Source organism: Bacillus sp. CH140a_4T, from assembly GCF_008923725.1.
Lineage (GTDB): Bacteria > Bacillota > Bacilli > Bacillales > Bacillaceae_G > Bacillus_A.
This window is the reverse complement of sequence record NZ_WBPF01000013.1, coordinates 662,135-679,279: the sequence shown is the minus strand read 5'-3', so window position 1 is coordinate 679,279 and position 17,145 is coordinate 662,135. Positions and strand designations below refer to the sequence as shown.

At 38.0% G+C, this 17,145-nt stretch carries 14 protein-coding genes and 1 other annotated feature; of the genes, 12 read left to right on the top strand and 2 right to left on the bottom strand.

What is annotated here, in order from left to right; genetic code table 11:
* Positions 1–68: 68 nt before the first annotated feature.
* The 8 genes from recJ (at position 69) to F8162_RS12270 (ending at position 10,891) form a co-directional block, all read left to right on the top strand.
* Positions 69–2,408, top strand: a complete 2,340-nt coding sequence (recJ, locus tag F8162_RS12300; protein WP_151633576.1) for a single-stranded-DNA-specific exonuclease RecJ — start codon at positions 69–71, stop codon at positions 2,406–2,408.
* A 47-nt stretch (positions 2,409–2,455) separates the two neighbouring features.
* The gene (locus F8162_RS12295; RefSeq protein ID WP_000346221.1) at positions 2,456–2,968 is read left to right on the top strand and encodes an adenine phosphoribosyltransferase; all 513 of its coding nucleotides are present in this window, start codon (positions 2,456–2,458) and stop codon (positions 2,966–2,968) included.
* Positions 2,969–3,178: 210 nt separating this feature from the next.
* Positions 3,179–5,362, top strand: coding sequence for a GTP diphosphokinase (relA, locus tag F8162_RS12290; protein ID WP_151633579.1), 2,184 nt, complete (start codon positions 3,179–3,181; stop codon positions 5,360–5,362).
* 17 nt (positions 5,363–5,379) lie between these two features.
* Positions 5,380–5,820: a D-tyrosyl-tRNA(Tyr) deacylase gene (locus tag F8162_RS12285; RefSeq protein WP_001266958.1), complete on the top strand. Its 441-nt coding sequence runs from the start codon at positions 5,380–5,382 to the stop codon at positions 5,818–5,820.
* 211 nt (positions 5,821–6,031) lie between these two features.
* Positions 6,032–6,208: a hypothetical protein gene (locus tag F8162_RS28710; protein WP_048531368.1), complete on the top strand. Its 177-nt coding sequence runs from the start codon at positions 6,032–6,034 to the stop codon at positions 6,206–6,208.
* 54 nt (positions 6,209–6,262) lie between these two features.
* Positions 6,263–6,493, top strand: a binding site (T-box leader).
* Positions 6,494–6,562: 69 nt separating this feature from the next.
* Complete coding sequence (gene hisS, locus F8162_RS12280; protein WP_033656406.1) at positions 6,563–7,834, top strand: histidine--tRNA ligase; 1,272 nt, start codon at positions 6,563–6,565, stop codon at positions 7,832–7,834.
* Positions 7,835–7,846: 12 nt separating this feature from the next.
* Positions 7,847–9,622, top strand: a complete 1,776-nt coding sequence (gene aspS / locus F8162_RS12275; RefSeq protein WP_151633581.1) for an aspartate--tRNA ligase — start codon at positions 7,847–7,849, stop codon at positions 9,620–9,622.
* Positions 9,623–10,123: 501 nt separating this feature from the next.
* Positions 10,124–10,891, top strand: a complete 768-nt coding sequence (locus tag F8162_RS12270; protein ID WP_000903181.1) for a ThiF family adenylyltransferase — start codon at positions 10,124–10,126, stop codon at positions 10,889–10,891.
* A 461-nt stretch (positions 10,892–11,352) separates the two neighbouring features.
* Here F8162_RS12270 and F8162_RS12260 read toward each other — a convergent pair whose 3' ends face one another.
* Both F8162_RS12260 and F8162_RS12255 read right to left on the bottom strand, forming a co-directional pair.
* Complete coding sequence (locus F8162_RS12260; protein WP_151633585.1) at positions 11,353–11,994, bottom strand: RsfA family transcriptional regulator; 642 nt, start codon at positions 11,992–11,994, stop codon at positions 11,353–11,355.
* A 37-nt stretch (positions 11,995–12,031) separates the two neighbouring features.
* Entirely contained in the window at positions 12,032–13,318 is a 1,287-nt protein-coding gene (locus F8162_RS12255) for a replication-associated recombination protein A (RefSeq protein WP_151633587.1), read from the bottom strand.
* Positions 13,319–13,610: 292 nt separating this feature from the next.
* Here F8162_RS12255 and cymR point away from each other — a divergent pair, with 292 nt between their 5' ends.
* From cymR to F8162_RS12235, 4 genes are all read left to right on the top strand, one after another.
* The gene (cymR, locus tag F8162_RS12250) at positions 13,611–14,027 is read left to right on the top strand and encodes a cysteine metabolism transcriptional regulator CymR (protein WP_000704116.1); all 417 of its coding nucleotides are present in this window, start codon (positions 13,611–13,613) and stop codon (positions 14,025–14,027) included.
* A gap of 35 nt (positions 14,028–14,062) precedes the next feature.
* On the top strand, positions 14,063–15,208 hold the full coding sequence (locus tag F8162_RS12245; protein ID WP_151633589.1) for a cysteine desulfurase family protein: 1,146 nt from the start codon (positions 14,063–14,065) through the stop codon (positions 15,206–15,208).
* Between the two features lie 16 nt (positions 15,209–15,224).
* Positions 15,225–16,340 carry a tRNA 2-thiouridine(34) synthase MnmA gene (gene mnmA, locus F8162_RS12240; protein ID WP_048531354.1) on the top strand — a complete coding sequence of 372 codons (1,116 nt, stop codon included), beginning with the start codon at positions 15,225–15,227 and terminating at the stop codon, positions 16,338–16,340.
* Positions 16,341–16,450: 110 nt separating this feature from the next.
* Positions 16,451–17,110: a tetratricopeptide repeat protein gene (locus F8162_RS12235; RefSeq protein WP_151633591.1), complete on the top strand. Its 660-nt coding sequence runs from the start codon at positions 16,451–16,453 to the stop codon at positions 17,108–17,110.
* Positions 17,111–17,145: the final 35 nt, after the last annotated feature.

Genomic DNA, 17,145 nt, shown 5'->3' with positions numbered 1-17,145 from the left:
GCGTAGTTTGCATTATATTGTCACCCCTTAATCTGTCTTGTATAATGAACAGGTTAAGGGGTGATTTCGTGTTACAACCGAAGACGCGTTGGAAAGAAAAAGAATATAATGATGAGCGAGTGAGTGAGTTAGCAAGTAAATTACAATTATCACCACTTGTCGTTTCGTTATTCCTCGGTAGAGGATTAGATACAGAAGATAAGATTTTAGATTTTTTAAATACAGAAAATCAAGAATTTCATGATCCATTTTTATTAGAAGGAATGGATAGAACGGTAGAACGTGTAAATAAGGCGATTCAAAATGGAGAGCAAATATTAATATTTGGTGACTACGATGCGGACGGAGTAAGTAGTACGACTGTGTTATATCTTGCCTTGCAAGAATTAGGTGCCGACGTAGAATTTTATATTCCAAACCGTTTTACAGAAGGATATGGACCAAACGAAGAAGCATTTCGTTGGGCACATAGCGCAGGATTCTCACTAATTATTACTGTCGATACTGGTATCGCAGCAGTACATGAAGCGAAGGTAGCGAAGGAACTTGGGGTAGATCTTATTATTACAGATCACCATGAGCCGCCACCAGAATTGCCAGAAGCACTTGCAATTATTCATCCGAAATTAGATGGCGGTGTGTATCCGTTTCACTATTTAGCTGGTGTAGGTGTTGCGTTTAAAGTTGCACATGCACTATTAGGCCGTGTACCAGAACATTTATTAGAAATTGCAGTGATTGGTACAGTAGCCGATTTAGTATCACTTCATGGTGAGAATAGATTGCTAGTGAAACGCGGTTTAAAACATATGCGCATGACGAAAAATATTGGATTAAAGGCGCTATTTAAAGTTGCTAACGTTTCGCAAAGTGAAATTACAGAAGAGAGTATTGGCTTCTCACTCGCACCGCGTATTAATGCAGTTGGACGTTTAGAAGATGCTACGCCGGCTGTACATCTTTTATTATCAGATGATCCAGAAGAAGCAAAAGAGCTGGCTGAAGAAATTGATGAGCTGAACAAACTGCGAAAAGATATTGTAAAGCAAATTACAGAAGAAGCTATCGCTGAAGTGGAAAATAATTTTCCGCCTGAAGACAATAAAGTACTAGTGCTTGCAAAAGAAGGATGGAATCCAGGTGTAATTGGAATTGTCGCTTCTAAATTAGTTGAACGTTTCTATCGTCCGACGATTGTATTAAGCATTGATCCTGTAAAAGAAACAGCAAAAGGTTCAGCACGTAGTATTGCAGGATTTGATTTGTTCGCAAACTTGTCAGATTGTAGAGAGTTATTGCCACACTTCGGAGGGCATCCGATGGCAGCGGGAATGACGCTACATATGAATGATGTAGATGAATTACGCCGCCGCTTAAATGAACAAGCGGATACAATTTTAGCGGAAGAAGATTTTATTCCAATTACATCTGTTGATGTCTTTTGTAAAGTGGAAGATGTAACACTTGCAGCAATTGAAGATATGCAAAAGTTAGCGCCATTTGGTGTTGGAAATCCAAAACCACGTATTGCAGTGAAGGATGCAGAGCTAGAAAGTATTCGAGCAATCGGATCCGACGGTTCTCATTTGAAAATGGCTCTTCGTGATGGACAAGCAACACTGGACACAATCGGATTTGGTTTTGGTGCGTATGCGAAAGAAATTTCTCCAGTTGCAAAGGTATCTGTAATAGGGGAAGCATCTATCAATGAATGGAATAATTTTAAGAAGCCGCAATTAATGGTACAAGATATTGCGGTAGAGGCGTGGCAATTATTTGATTGGCGTAGTATGCGTAACGTAGAAGCGAATGTAGCAGAACTTCCGAAAGAAAAAATAACGATGGTGTATTTTTCTGAAGAGGTGTTGAATAAATTTTCTTTAGAAGACTATAAAGAGCATATTATGCATGCATCAGAAGTAACTCATTTAGACGATCAATACATCGTGTTACTTGATTTGCCAAAAGGAACAGATGAATTACGAGATTTATTTAAAGTGGGGTTCCCGTCGCGAATTTATACGCTATTTTATCAAGAGAATAATCATTTATTTAGTACTGTTCCAACGAGGGAACATTTTAAATGGTACTATTCGTTCTTGAACCAAAAAGCACCATTTTCTTTAAGACAATATGGAGAACAACTATGTCGACATAAAGGTTGGTCAAAAGATACAGTAAATTTCATGACACAGGTGTTTTTTGAGTTAGAATTTGTTACAATAAAAGATGGCGTCATTTTTATGGCAGACAAAAAACAAAAGCGTGATTTAATTGAATCGAACACATATCGTGAGAAAATGAACCACTTACAATTAGAAAAAGAATTGGTTTATAGCACATATCAGCAACTATATACATGGTTTGAAACGATTCGTAATCATAAAGAAGTAGAACAGTTAGGGTAAAGGATTTGTATTTACAAACCTTTTAGATCTGAGGAGGATTCAGAAATATGGATTTCAAGCAACATATCGCAATTGTACCGGATTATCCAAAAGAAGGTATTGTATTTAAAGACATTACACCGTTAATGAACGACGGTAAAGCATACAAAGCAGCAACAGATGCAATCGTTGAGTATGCAAAGAAAAGAGACATTGACGTTGTAGTAGGGCCAGAAGCACGTGGCTTTATTATCGGTTGCCCAGTTTCTTATGCACTAGAAGTAGGTTTTGCACCAGTTCGTAAATTAGGAAAATTACCACGTGAAGTAATTACAGTTGACTACGGTAAAGAGTATGGTAAAGATGTTTTAACAATCCATAAAGATGCAATTAAGCCAGGTCAACGCGTATTAATTACAGATGATCTATTAGCTACAGGTGGAACAATTGAAGCGACAATTAAGCTAGTTGAAGAACTTGGCGGAGTTGTAGCAGGAATTGCATTCTTAGTAGAGCTTACTTACTTAGATGGTCGTAAAATGTTAGATGGTTACGATGTATTAGTATTAGAAAAATACTAATCACTATATAGGTAAAACTACGGTGATAAAAAGTACCCGTGAATCTCTTGGAGAGGAGCGGGTACTTTTGTATAATTGCACAAAAAAATAAGGTGAAATGTCAGTAAAATCTTTTCCTTTTCACAATTCACAATCATTAGGTTATAATGATAGAATATAATTTATTCTACTTAATTAAGATAAAGTCAATTTTCAATAAAAGGTGATTCGATGGCAAATGAGCAGGTACTAACAGCTGAACAGGTACTCGAGAAAGCAAGTCAATATTTAGTAGATGAAGATATTGAGCTAGTGGCACGTGCCTATGAATATGCACGTGATGCGCATAGCGAACAATACAGAAAATCGGGTGAACCGTACATTATTCATCCAATTCAAGTTGCAGGTATTTTAGTTGATTTACACATGGATCCAGCTACAGTATCAGCAGGTTTCTTACATGATGTAGTGGAAGATACAGAAATTACATTAGAAGATATTGAACGGGAATTTAATAAAGAAATTGCTATGCTTGTCGATGGTGTGACAAAGCTCGGAAAGATTAAATATAAATCTCATGAGCAGCAACAAGCAGAAAACCATCGCAAAATGTTTATAGCAATGGCTCAAGATATTCGAGTTATTTTAATTAAACTAGCTGACCGTCTTCATAACATGCGTACATTGAAACATTTGCCTCAAGAGAAGCAGCGTCGCATTGCGAATGAAACGTTAGAAATCTTTGCACCTTTAGCACATAGACTCGGAATTAGTACTATTAAATGGGAGCTAGAGGATACGTCACTTCGCTATTTAAATCCACAGCAATACTATCGTATTGTAAATTTAATGAAGCGTAAACGTGCAGAGCGTGAAGAATATTTAGACGAAGTAATGACTGGTATTCGTGAGAAATTAAAAGAAGTTGCAATTCAACCTGAGATTTCTGGAAGACCAAAGCATATCTACAGTATTTATCGTAAAATGGCACTGCAAAATAAACAGTTCAATGAAATTTACGATTTATTAGCTGTACGTGTCGTTGTAAATAGTATTAAAGATTGTTATGCAGTACTTGGAATTATTCATACGTGCTGGAAGCCGATGCCAGGTCGTTTTAAAGATTATATTGCGATGCCGAAAGCAAATCTATATCAATCTCTTCATACGACTGTAATTGGACCGAAAGGCGATCCGCTTGAAGTGCAAATTCGTACGACAGAAATGCATGAGATTGCAGAATTCGGGATCGCGGCGCACTGGGCGTATAAAGAAGGAAAAACAGCAGAAACAACAGGTACATTAGAGAAGAAACTTACATGGTTCCGTCAAATATTAGAATGGCAAAATGAAGCTTCTAATGCAGAAGAGTTTATGGAGTCATTAAAAATTGATTTATTCTCTGACATGGTATTCGTCTTTACACCGAAAGGCGACGTAATGGAATTGCCACTTGGATCTGTTCCGATTGACTTTTCGTATCGCGTGCATTCAGAGATTGGAAATAAAACAATTGGTGCAAAAGTAAACGGCAAAATGGTGACGCTTGATTATAAATTAAAAACAGGTGACATCATTGAAATTTTAACATCGAAACATTCGTATGGGCCAAGTCAAGACTGGGTGAAACTTGCTCAAACATCTCATGCAAAAAACAAAATACGTCAATTCTTTAAGAAGCAACGTAGAGATGAAAATATTGAAAAAGGTCGTGAACTTGTTGAGAAAGAAGTGCGTAGCCTAGAGTATGAGATGAAAGAAGTGTTAGCTCCTGACAATTTAAAACGTGTTGCTGAGAAGTTTAACTTTGCAAATGAAGAAGATATGTTTGCAGCAGTTGGATATAATGGCATCACTGCATCACAAATTGTTACGCGACTAACGGACAAGTTCCGTAAGCAACGTGAAGAAGAAGAGATTGTTGAAGTTAAAGAAGTTCGTAAACCGATGAAAATTCGAAAATGGGATTCTGGCGTTAAAGTAAGTGGTGCGGATAATTTATTAATTCGCTTATCAAAATGCTGTAACCCAGTACCGGGTGATGATATCGTTGGGTATATTACGAAAGGCCGAGGCGTATCGATTCACCGCCGTGATTGTGTAAATGTTCATACAGAAGAAGCTGTAGAACGTTTATTAGAAGTAGAGTGGGAAGGTAGCCCTGAAAAAGAAATTGAGTATAACGTTGATATTGAAATTTCAGGTTATGATCGCCGTGGTTTATTAAATGAAGTATTGCAAGCTGTTACAGAGACGAAAACGTACATTTCGGCAGTTTCTGGTAGAAGTGACCGTAATAAGATGGCGACAATTAATATGTCAATCTCTATTCGTAACTTACAGCACTTGAAAAAAGTAGTAGAACGCATTAAACGCGTTCCAGAAATTTATGCAGTACGACGCATGATGCATTAATAGGGAGTGTAGAAAAGATGAGAGTTGTTTTACAACGATCAAAAGAAGCGTCTGTCACAGTAGACGGTGAGATCGTAGGACAAATTCCGTTCGGTTTAACATTACTAGTCGGCATTACGCATGAAGATACAGAAAAAGATGCAACCTACATTGCAGAAAAAATTGCGAACTTACGTATTTTTGAAGATGAGAGCGGAAAGATGAACCATTCTGTACTTGATGTAGAAGGACAAGTTCTATCAATTTCGCAATTCACATTATACGGAGATTGCCGCAAGGGAAGACGTCCAAACTTTATGGATGCTGCCAAACCTGACTATGCAGAACGTTTATATGATTTCTTTAATGAGGAAGTTCGTAAGCAAGGATTGCATGTAGAAACAGGGACGTTCGGAGCAATGATGGATGTTTCTTTAATCAATGATGGTCCGGTGACCTTAATTGTGGATAGTAAATAGTGTTACTTAAAAAGAGGGGATGATATCATCCTCTCATTTTTATACATTGTTGTATGTTTTGTTCATTTATCCCGCTATTTGTGGACAATCCTCCGTGTATTAAAGGTTCACTTTCTTTGGCGTTAATAGCTTTTTCGTTTATGTATAACTATCTGATCAATATGGAACAATAAAAAGTAAAACATCCATATTGAATGTGAGGGATATACGTATGCGTATGAATGAAAAAGGGCACTCTGTTACAAATGGTGCAAATCAACTGTTTAACGTGAGTTTTCATGATTTTATTTCGAAAGAGCAAAACAATACTTCAATGGAGCTTGCTTCTGAGTTTGGAATTTCTCTTCAAGATGTAAAGCGTCTAAAGAAGCAAATTGAACGCTCTTAGAGCACTTGACAATCCTACTCAACAAACGTATAGTAATTTTATATTTACATATGAATATAACCGTTGATAGAGAAGAGTAAATGAGACACACATGGAAAGAGAAGAAATGTCTTAGGCTGAAAACATTTCTACATGATGACTAATTGAATGACACTCTAGAGGTTTCAACTTGAACGGCATATATGCTTAGTAGGGATGAACGCACATTTAAGCGTTATTAAAAAAGTGGAAGCATACGTGCTTCAATTAGGGTGGCACCACGGGTATAATACTCTCGTCCCTACTGTTCAAACAGTAGAGGCGGGAGTTTTTTTATTTTTATTAAGATTAAAACAATTTGAGGAGGAACTGAATATGTCTATTCAAATCCCACGCGGAACGCAAGATATTCTTCCAGGCACTGTTGAGTTATGGCAGTATATCGAAGGGCAAGCTCGCGAAATTTGCCGTCGTTACAATTATAAAGAAATTCGTACACCAATTTTTGAACACACTGAGCTATTTTTACGTGGTGTTGGTGATACGACAGATATCGTACAAAAAGAAATGTACTCATTCCAAGATCGTGGAGAGCGCAGTTTAACATTACGTCCAGAAGGTACTGCACCTGTTGTACGTTCTTACGTTGAAAACAAAATGTTTGGTGATGCAACACAACCAACGAAATTATACTATATCGGTCAAATGTTCCGTTATGAAAGACCACAAGCAGGTCGCTATCGTCAATTCGTACAATTCGGTATTGAAGCAATCGGTAGTAACGATCCTGCAATTGATGCAGAAGTAATTGCACTTGCTGTAGAGTTTTACCGCGGCATGGGCTTGAAAAATATTAAAGTTGTATTAAACAGCTTAGGTGATGCAGCGAGCCGTCAAGCGCACCGTGATGCGTTAATCGCACACTTTGAGCCACGTATCGGCGAATTCTGTTCTGACTGTCAATCTCGTTTAGAAAAGAACCCTCTTCGTATTTTAGATTGTAAGAAGGACCGTAACCATGAATTAATGGGAACAGCACCATCTATTACAGAATACTTAAACGAAGATTCAGCAGTATACTACGACAAAGTTCAAGAATTATTAACGATGATGGATGTTCCATTTGAAAAAGATCCGAACTTAGTACGTGGTTTAGACTACTATCAACACACTGTTTTTGAAATCATGAGTGAGGCAGAAGGTTTCGGTGCTATCACTACATTAAGCGGCGGTGGTCGTTATAACGGACTTGTACAAGAAATCGGTGGACCAGAAATGCCAGGTATCGGTTTTGCGATGAGTATCGAACGTTTAATTATGGCGCTAAAAGCTGAAAACATCGAATTACCAATTGAACATAGCATTGATTGTTATGTTGTAGCGCTTGGTGAAAAAGCGAAAGACCATGCTGCAAAAGTTGCGTTTGATCTTCGTAAAGCGGGATTATCAGTTGAAAAAGATTATTTAGACCGCAAAATGAAAGCACAATTTAAATCAGCAGATCGTCTAAAGGCGAAATTTGTAGCTGTATTAGGGGAAGATGAGCTAGATAAAGGCATCATTAACTTAAAAGATATGGCAACAGGCGAACAAGAAGAAGTAGCATTAGATGTATTTGCTTCATACGTAGCAGAGAAATTAATATAGGGGGAACTTACAGTGGCTGAAAGAACACATGCATGTGGAAAAGTAACAGTAGAAGCAGTTGGACAAACAGTTCAATTAAAAGGTTGGGTACAAAAACGCCGTGATTTAGGTGGATTAATCTTTATCGACTTACGTGACCGTACAGGTATCGTGCAAGTTGTATTTAACCCAGAAACATCAAAAGAAGCGTTAGAAATAGCAGAAACTATTCGTAGTGAATACGTATTGCACGTAGAAGGTACAGTTGTTGAGCGTGGTGAAGGCGCAATTAATGACAATATGGCAACTGGTCGTATTGAAGTACAAGCAACGAAAGTAAACGTATTAAATGCAGCAAAAACAACGCCAATCATTATTGCTGATGATACAGATGCATCAGAAGATGTGCGTTTAAAATATCGTTATTTAGACTTACGTCGTCCTGCAATGTTTAACACATTCAAAATGCGTCACGACGTAACGAAAACAATTCGTAACTTCTTAGACACAGAAGAGTTCTTAGAAGTGGAAACACCAATTTTAACGAAGAGTACACCAGAAGGAGCTCGTGACTATTTAGTACCAAGTCGTGTACATGATGGTGAATTCTATGCATTACCACAGTCTCCGCAATTATTTAAACAGCTTCTTATGGTCGGTGGATTTGAGCGTTACTATCAAGTAGCACGTTGTTTCCGTGACGAAGATTTACGTGCAGACCGTCAACCAGAATTCACGCAAATCGATATCGAAGCTTCATTCTTAACACAAGATGAAATTTTAGATATGATGGAGCGCATGATGACGAAAGTTATGAAGGATGCAAAAGGTGTAGAAGTGAGTGCACCATTTCCTCGTATGAAATATGCTGATGCAATGGCTCGTTACGGTTCTGATAAGCCGGATACACGCTTTGAAATGGAACTAACAGACCTATCTGAATTTGCACCAGGTTGTGGCTTTAAAGTATTTACAAGTGCTGTAGAAAGCGGCGGACAAGTAAAAGCAATTAATGCAAAAGGTGCTGCGAGCAAATACTCTCGTAAAGATATCGATGCATTAACTGAATTCGTGAAAGTATACGGTGCAAAAGGCCTAGCTTGGCTTAAAGTGGAAGAAGACGGTCTAAAAGGACCAATCGCGAAATTCTTCGGTGAAGAAGAAGCAAACGCGTTAATGGCTACATTAGAAGCTACTGCTGGCGACTTATTACTATTCGTAGCAGATAAGAAGAGCGTTGTTGCAGATAGCTTAGGTGCACTTCGTTTACGTCTAGGTAAAGAGCTTGAGTTAATTGACGAAAGTAAATTTAACTTCCTATGGGTAACGGATTGGCCACTTCTTGAGTACGACGAAGATGCAGATCGTTACTTCGCAGCTCACCACCCATTCACAATGCCATTCCGTGAAGACGTTGAGCTATTAGAAACGGCACCAGAAAAAGCACGTGCACAAGCATATGACCTTGTATTAAATGGTTATGAGCTTGGCGGTGGATCACTTCGTATTTACGAGCGTGACGTACAAGAAAAAATGTTCAAAGCACTTGGATTCTCACAAGAAGAAGCACAAGAACAATTCGGATTCTTACTAGAAGCATTCGAATACGGTACGCCACCACACGGTGGTATCGCATTAGGTTTAGACCGTCTTGTTATGTTACTTGCAGGTCGTACGAACCTTCGTGATACAATTGCATTCCCGAAAACAGCAAGCGCAAGCTGCTTATTAACAGAAGCTCCAAGCCCAGTTGCAGAAGCACAGCTTGAAGAGTTAAACTTAAAATTAAGCTTAAAAGAAGAGAAGTAAGAATAGGGTCTAGATGGTTATACTAATACCATCTAGGCTTTTTTTGAGAGGTTGTTTAAAAAGTCCGGTTCAGAGGGCAGGCGCATCTCGTCGTTACTTTGCAGTCCGGTGCTCGAGTAGTAACGCTACACTGTGCTCCTCCTGGCTTCAGCGCCTCGATCTGCTTGGTCCTCTGAATCCTCCTTTTTAAACGTGTATTGAACGGAAGTTTAAAAAGTCCGGTTTAGATAACTGTCGCATCTCATCGTTACGTATGCCAGTCCGGTGCTCGAGTAGTATCTCTACACTGCGCTCCTCCTAGCATACGTGCCTCGATCTGCTCGGTTCTCTAAATCCTCCTTTTTAAAACGTATATTTAGGAAGAAAGAAAAGTCGGTTTACGCTATGTTTTTATTCTCGAAATATGTATTTTTAGGAATTCTATAACTTTTTCTATACAAATAGTCGGAAAAACGCTAGAATACATGGTAGACCATTTTTGTAATAGGAGTGTAGAGCTGAATGTTACATCAATTTTCACGTAATGAATTAGCCTTCGGTAAAGAAGGACTTGAAATATTAAAAAATAGTACAGTCGGTATTTTAGGAATTGGCGGCGTAGGGTCATTTTCGGCAGAGGCGTTAGCACGTTCTGGTGTAGGACGTCTCGTATTAGTCGATAAAGACGTTGTAGATATTACAAACGTAAACCGTCAAATTCATGCGTTAGTATCTACTGTAGGACGTTCAAAAGTAGAATTAATGAAAGAGCGTATCGCAGACATTAATCCAGAGTGTGAAGTAATTGGACTAGAAATGTTTTATACTGATGAAACATATGAAGAGTTCTTCAAACATGGATTGGATTTCGTAGTAGATGCATCTGATACGATTACGTTCAAAATTCATTTAATTAAACAGTGCTTACGTCGAAAAATTAAAATTATCTCATGCATGGGTGCAGCAAATAAAATGGACCCAACTCGTTTCCGTATTGCGGACATCTCTAAAACACATACAGATCCAATTGCGAAAGTGATTCGTACGAAGCTCCGTAAAGATGGTATTAAAAAAGGTGTAAAAGTTGTCTTCTCTGACGAAAACCCAATTGTAATTCGTGAAGAAGTACGTAAAGAAATCGTACCAGACGAAAATGCAAAAATTCGTAAAGCGAAATTACCGCCTTCATCAAATGCATTCGTACCATCTGTGGCAGGTTTAATTATGGCAAGTCACGTTGTACGTGAACGCATTAAAAATGTAGAAGTGAAGCGTGTAGGGCAAGAATAAAGTAAAAGCATATATCCATTTCGGATATATGCTTTTTTACATGTATTAAAGAAATATGGATATTTGCATCACTACTAGTTCAAATGTAAGTAAGGCTAGTAAGTAATGATCATATCTATCTGATTGATAGGCGGACGTTTTTTTAAAACTGTTAATGGTGAAAAGAGCTAAAGTCAGGACGAGAAGGCCAAGAGTTATTTTGAAGAGTATTACTGAAATAGCAACCATCTCCCTTTAAATGTATATGTTTATAATGATATTTTAGTAAATCTTATCCAATTAATTTCAGGAGTTTCCTTGTATGACGGGGAGGGATATTTCGTCAATTTTTGTTGGTAAATCGATATTCTTTGTCGAATCGTCGATACAATTTCATTTACCGATACATGCACGCACATATATACTCTCCACCAAAGAAACAAAAAGGAATGTCACTTAGTCAAAAAAGTGACATTCCTTTTTTAATTCTCTGCAGAATATATAATATCTAAATTTCCATTTTGATCTGTTTTGAAAATTGGAGCGATCTGTTCTTCTTGTTCTTCAACTGAAACGAGTTTTCGAGCGCGGTCCATAATTCTAACAAGCATTGCGTAATCTTCTTCGATTGCTTGTTGTTTTTTTGTGAGTACCGCTAATTTTTCTTCCAGTTCATGGTTCGTTTTTTGTAAGGAAGTGAGCTGAGTTTGTAATACGTCATTTTCAGTTTGTAGCTTTGCGAGTGAAGGATCGGTATGCTCTAAGTTCTGCAAAAACGAGATAACATTTTGCAGTGTAAGTTCTTGTTTACTTGGCGTAATATCTTCTGAAAACTCGGCATCGATTACGAGTTGTTTCGTTTTCGTGAAATGCTCTTTTTCTATTTTAGCTTCAGAGCGTTTTAATTCTTTACGTTGTTTTTTTGCAAGTTGCACCGCATCTTCGTAATTCGGTCTTACTTCAGCATTCCATCTAAATCCGCAAGCTGCTGAAGTGCGGTTTAATGTATCGCCGACTTCATCGAATGCTTTTATTTGTGTACTGCCGCTGCGAATATGTCGTAAAACAGTTTCTGCTAAAAGGAGATCGTCTTCTTTTGTCCATGCATCTTGACGTGTTTTCATAAGCGAAGCCTCCATAATGGTGACGTTTTCGCTTATGTTACCCTTTATTTTTCGTTTTATTCGAACTTTGTAATCTTTCATATACAGTAGAAAGTGCTTGCTCAAATTTCCCTGTCGTTTTCGGTTTATAATATTGTTTGTTTTTTATTTTATCAGGTAAGTATTGTTGTTGTACCCAGCCATTTGGTTGGTCGTGTGGATATAAGTATCCAATGCCTCTTCCAAGTGATTCTGCACCTTTATAATGACTATCTTTTAAATGACTTGGAATGTCGCCTGTTTGACCGTTACGTAAATCGTGTAATGCAGCATCAAGTGCTTTATAAGCTGAGTTTGATTTTGGTGATAGGCAAAGCTCGATAACAGCATTTGCAAGTGGTATGCGTGCCTCTGGGAAGCCAACTCGTTCAGCGGATTCTATAGCTGCTAGTGTACGCGGTCCGGCTTGCGGGCTAGCAAGTCCGATATCTTCATATGCCATAATAAGAAGACGTCTACCAATACTTTGTAAATCACCAGCTTCAATAAGACGTGCTAAATAGTGAAGTGCTGCATTTACATCACTTCCGCGCACCGATTTTTGAAATGCCGATAATACGTCATAATGAGCATCTCCACCTTTGTCGTGAACGAAGCTCTTTTTTTGCAAGCATTCTTCTGCAATTTCTAGCGTAATTTCCGCAGCTTTGTCATCTGTTGTAAAGCTAGATAAAACAGCTAGTTCAAGTGCGTTATAAGCGGAACGCATATCTCCGCCTGATGCATTTGCAAAGTGATGTAATGCTTCAGGCGTAACAGTTACATCATATTCCCCAAGACCTTTTTCTTTATCTTCAAGTGCTCGTTTTAAGCCAACTAAAAGGTCATCTTCTGTTAATGCGTGTAATTCGAAGATTTGACAACGACTTCGAATAGCAGAATTAATAGCATGGAACGGATTACTCGTCGTTGCACCAATTAAGGTAAGGAGTCCGCTTTCTAAATGAGGTAATAGAAAATCCTGTTTTGCTTTATCTAGACGGTGTACTTCATCTAAAATTAAAACGAGGTGTCGATGCATCTTTGCTTCTTGTACGACAACTTCCATATCTTTTTTATTATGAGTAACAGCGTTTAATAGGCGAAAAGGGGTTCCAGTACTTCCTGCAATTGCGCTCGCAATGGATGTTTTTCCAGTGCCTGGAGGACCGTATAAAATCATAGATTGAAAATGATTTGCTTGCACCATTCGCCATAAAATCTTTCCTTCACCAACTAAATGTTGTTGTCCGATAATTTCTTGAATATTTGTAGGGCGCATTCGATGTGCGAGTGGTTGTTTCATTTGTACCGTCTCCCTTAAAGTATAATCTCTTTCTATCGTATCATTTTTTTTAGTGGAATTTGAAAGAGGATGCTGTTTTGTGGGAAAAATGAATATGAATATTTTCATTTTTCTTTCAATTGTAATAATTTCCGAGTTTTTCAATGTGATTTTATGTTATCATTTTGATACACAAGTTGAAATTTCTTATAATACTATATTATGCTATAATTTCATAGGATTTTAAATTGTGTTCTTTTATAAATAAGATATAACCAATAGAAGTGAAAATTTGAAAAGAGGTGCAAAATAGATGAAGATTTCAACGAAAGGCCGTTACGGCTTAACAATTATGATCGATCTTGCAAAAAAGTTTGGTGAAGGTCCAATTTCCTTAAAGTCAATTGCGCAGGCACATGATTTATCGGAACATTACTTAGAGCAATTAATTTCACCACTTCGTAACGCTCGTCTAGTAAAGAGTACGCGCGGGGCATATGGCGGATATGTATTGTCAGATCAGCCAGCTAACATTACAGCTGGGGATGTAATCCGTGTATTAGAGGGTCCAATTAGTGTTGTAGAAATGATAGAAGAAGAAGAACCAGCACAACGCCAATTATGGATGCGTGTTCGTGATGCGGTGCAAGAAGTGTTAGATAGCACAACGTTAGAAGATTTAGTACGTTATGAGGAAGAAAATCACGGGGGCTATATGTTTTACATTTAATTCCTTGTGAAACGATTTGGAAAGAAGGAGATTTAATGGAACGCATTTACTTAGATCATGCTGCGACATCTCCGACTCACCCAGAAGTGGTCGAAAAGATGATTCCATATATGACAGAAGCATTTGGTAACCCGTCTAGTATTCACTTTTATGGACGTCAAACTCGCCATGCAGTAGATGAGGCGAGACGCTTGTGTGCACGTAGCATTCATGCGAATCCGAATGAAATTATATTTACAAGCGGTGGTACAGAAGCTGATAATTTAGCACTTATAGGTGTAGCACGTGCGAACCGTCATAAAGGTAACCATATTATAACGACGCAAATTGAACATCATGCAATTTTGCATACGTGTGAATTGTTAGAGCGCGAAGGGTTTGAAGTGACATATTTACCTGTTGATAAAACCGGATGCGTTCAAGTTTCTGACATACAAAAGGCATTAACAGAAGAGACAATTCTCGTATCCGTTATGTTTGGGAATAATGAAGTTGGGACAATGCAACCAATCGCGGAAATAGGGAAGTTGCTAAAAGAGCATCAAGCTTATTTTCATACAGATGCGGTACAAGCTTACGGATTAGTAGAAATAGATGTGAAAGAGTTCGGCATTGATTTATTATCAATTTCAGCTCACAAAATTAACGGGCCAAAAGGTGTCGGGTTCCTATACGCTGGTGCAAATGTGAAATTTGAACCGTTATTGATAGGCGGGGAGCAAGAAAGAAAACGTCGTGCTGGTACTGAAAATGTACCGAGTATCGTTGGTTTGCAACATGCAATTTTGCTAGCTGAAAAAACTCGTGAGCAAAAAAATGCCCAATATGAAGATTTTAAAGATATAATGGTATCTGTCTTCAAAAATGAAGACATTACTTTCGAGGTAAACGGAAACTTAGAATATCGCTTACCACATGTGCTTAATATCAGTTTTACAGGAATGAACATTGAACCGTTCCTTGTGAACTTAGACTTAGCTGGCATTGCAGTGTCAAGTGGTTCGGCGTGTACAGCTGGTTCGATTGATCCATCACATGTATTAGTAGCGATGTTCGGAAAAGACTCCGATCAAATACGTTCATCCGTACGCTTTAGTTTCGGACTTGGAAATACGAAAGAGCAAATTGAGAAAGCGGCGTACGAAACAGTGAAAATCGTGAAGCGATTAACACAAAATTAGCATGGGAGGTGACATGATGAACAAACTACCTCAAGAAACACGCGTTGTCATCGGGATGTCCGGTGGCGTCGATTCATCTGTAGCAGCTCTTTTATTAAAAGAGCAAGGTTATGATGTAATCGGAATTTTTATGAAAAACTGGGATGATACAGATGAGAATGGTGTCTGCACAGCAACCGAAGATTACAATGATGTAATTGAAGTGTGTAACCAAATTGGTATTCCGTATTATGCAGTAAACTTTGAAAAACAATACTGGGATAAAGTATTTACGTACTTCTTAGATGAATACCGAGCTGGTCGTACACCAAACCCAGATGTAATGTGTAATAAAGAAATTAAATTTAAAGCATTTTTAGAGCATGCCATTGCGCTTGGTGCTGATTATGTAGCAACAGGTCATTATGCACGCGTTGCTTATATGGACGGCGAATATAAAATGCTTCGCGGCGTTGATGATAATAAAGACCAAACGTATTTCTTAAATCAATTAAGCCAAGAGCAATTATCAAAAACAATGTTCCCGCTTGGTGAACTGAAGAAACCACAAATTCGTGAGATGGCGAAAGAAGCTGGTTTAGCGACAGCGGCGAAGAAAGATAGTACTGGTATTTGCTTCATTGGTGAGCGTAACTTTAAAGATTTCTTAAGTAACTATTTACCAGCACAACCAGGTGTAATGCAAACATTATCTGGCGAAGTGAAAGGAAAACATGACGGTTTAATGTACTATACAATTGGACAACGTCATGGCCTTGGTATTGGTGGTAACGGTGATCCGTGGTTTGCTGTTGGGAAAAACTTGAAAGAAAACATTTTATATGTTGATCAAGGATTCCATAACGAGCTTCTATATGGTGATGAAGTTATTGCTACGAATATCGGCTGGGTAAGTAATGAAGCGAAAGAAAAGGAATTTAAGTGCACAGCGAAATTCCGTTATCGTCAAGAAGACAATAAAGTAACGGTTCAAATCGTTGATGAAAATACAGTTCGTATTCTTTGTGACGAGCCAATTCGTGCAATTACACCAGGACAAGCAGTTGTTTTCTATGATGGAGATGAGTGTTTGGGCGGTGCTACAATTGATGAAGTATACCGTAGCGGTAAGAAATTGGATTATTTAGGATAAAACGAGAAGCCTCTGCCGATTCGCGGTTAGAGGTTTCTTTTACATAAAGCGATTTTTCGTTCGCTTGGAAAATACATTCTTTGTTATAATTTGTTGTAGAGGTGAAGGACATGTCAAACAAACTTGAAACAGGTATTCAATATATGCAAGAAGGAAACTGGGAAGAAGCTGCTAAAAATTTCACAGAAGCAATTGAAGAAAATCCGAAAGATGCGCTTGGATACATTAATTTTGCGAACTTATTAGATGTACTAGGTGATAGTGAAAGAGCAATTTTATTTTATAAACGTGCATTAGAGTTAGATGATAAATCTGCGGCTGCTTATTATGGATTAGGAAATGTGTATTACGGTCAAGAGCAATTTGCAGAGGCTAAAACTGTATTTGAACAAGCGATGCAAGCGGGATTACAATCAGCGGATGTAACATTTATGTTAGGTATTACACATGTACAACTTGGAAATGATCGTCTTGCACTGCCGTTTTTACAAAGAGCAACAGAATTAGATGAAAACGATGTAGAAGCTGTGTTCCAGTGCGGACTTTGCTTTGCACGATTAGAACATATTCAAGAAGCGAAACCTTATTTTGAAAAGGTATTAGAAATGGATGAAGAGCATGCAGATGCGTATTATAATTTAGGTGTTGCGTACGTATTTGAAGAAGATAACGAGAAAGCTCTTGCTTTATTTAAGAAAGCAACTGAAATTCAGGCAGATCACTTTTTAGCTGGTAATGGTGTTCGTTTATTAGAGCAAGAAGCTGAATAAGATGAAAATATAGTTTAATGGGTAGTTATCCCTCA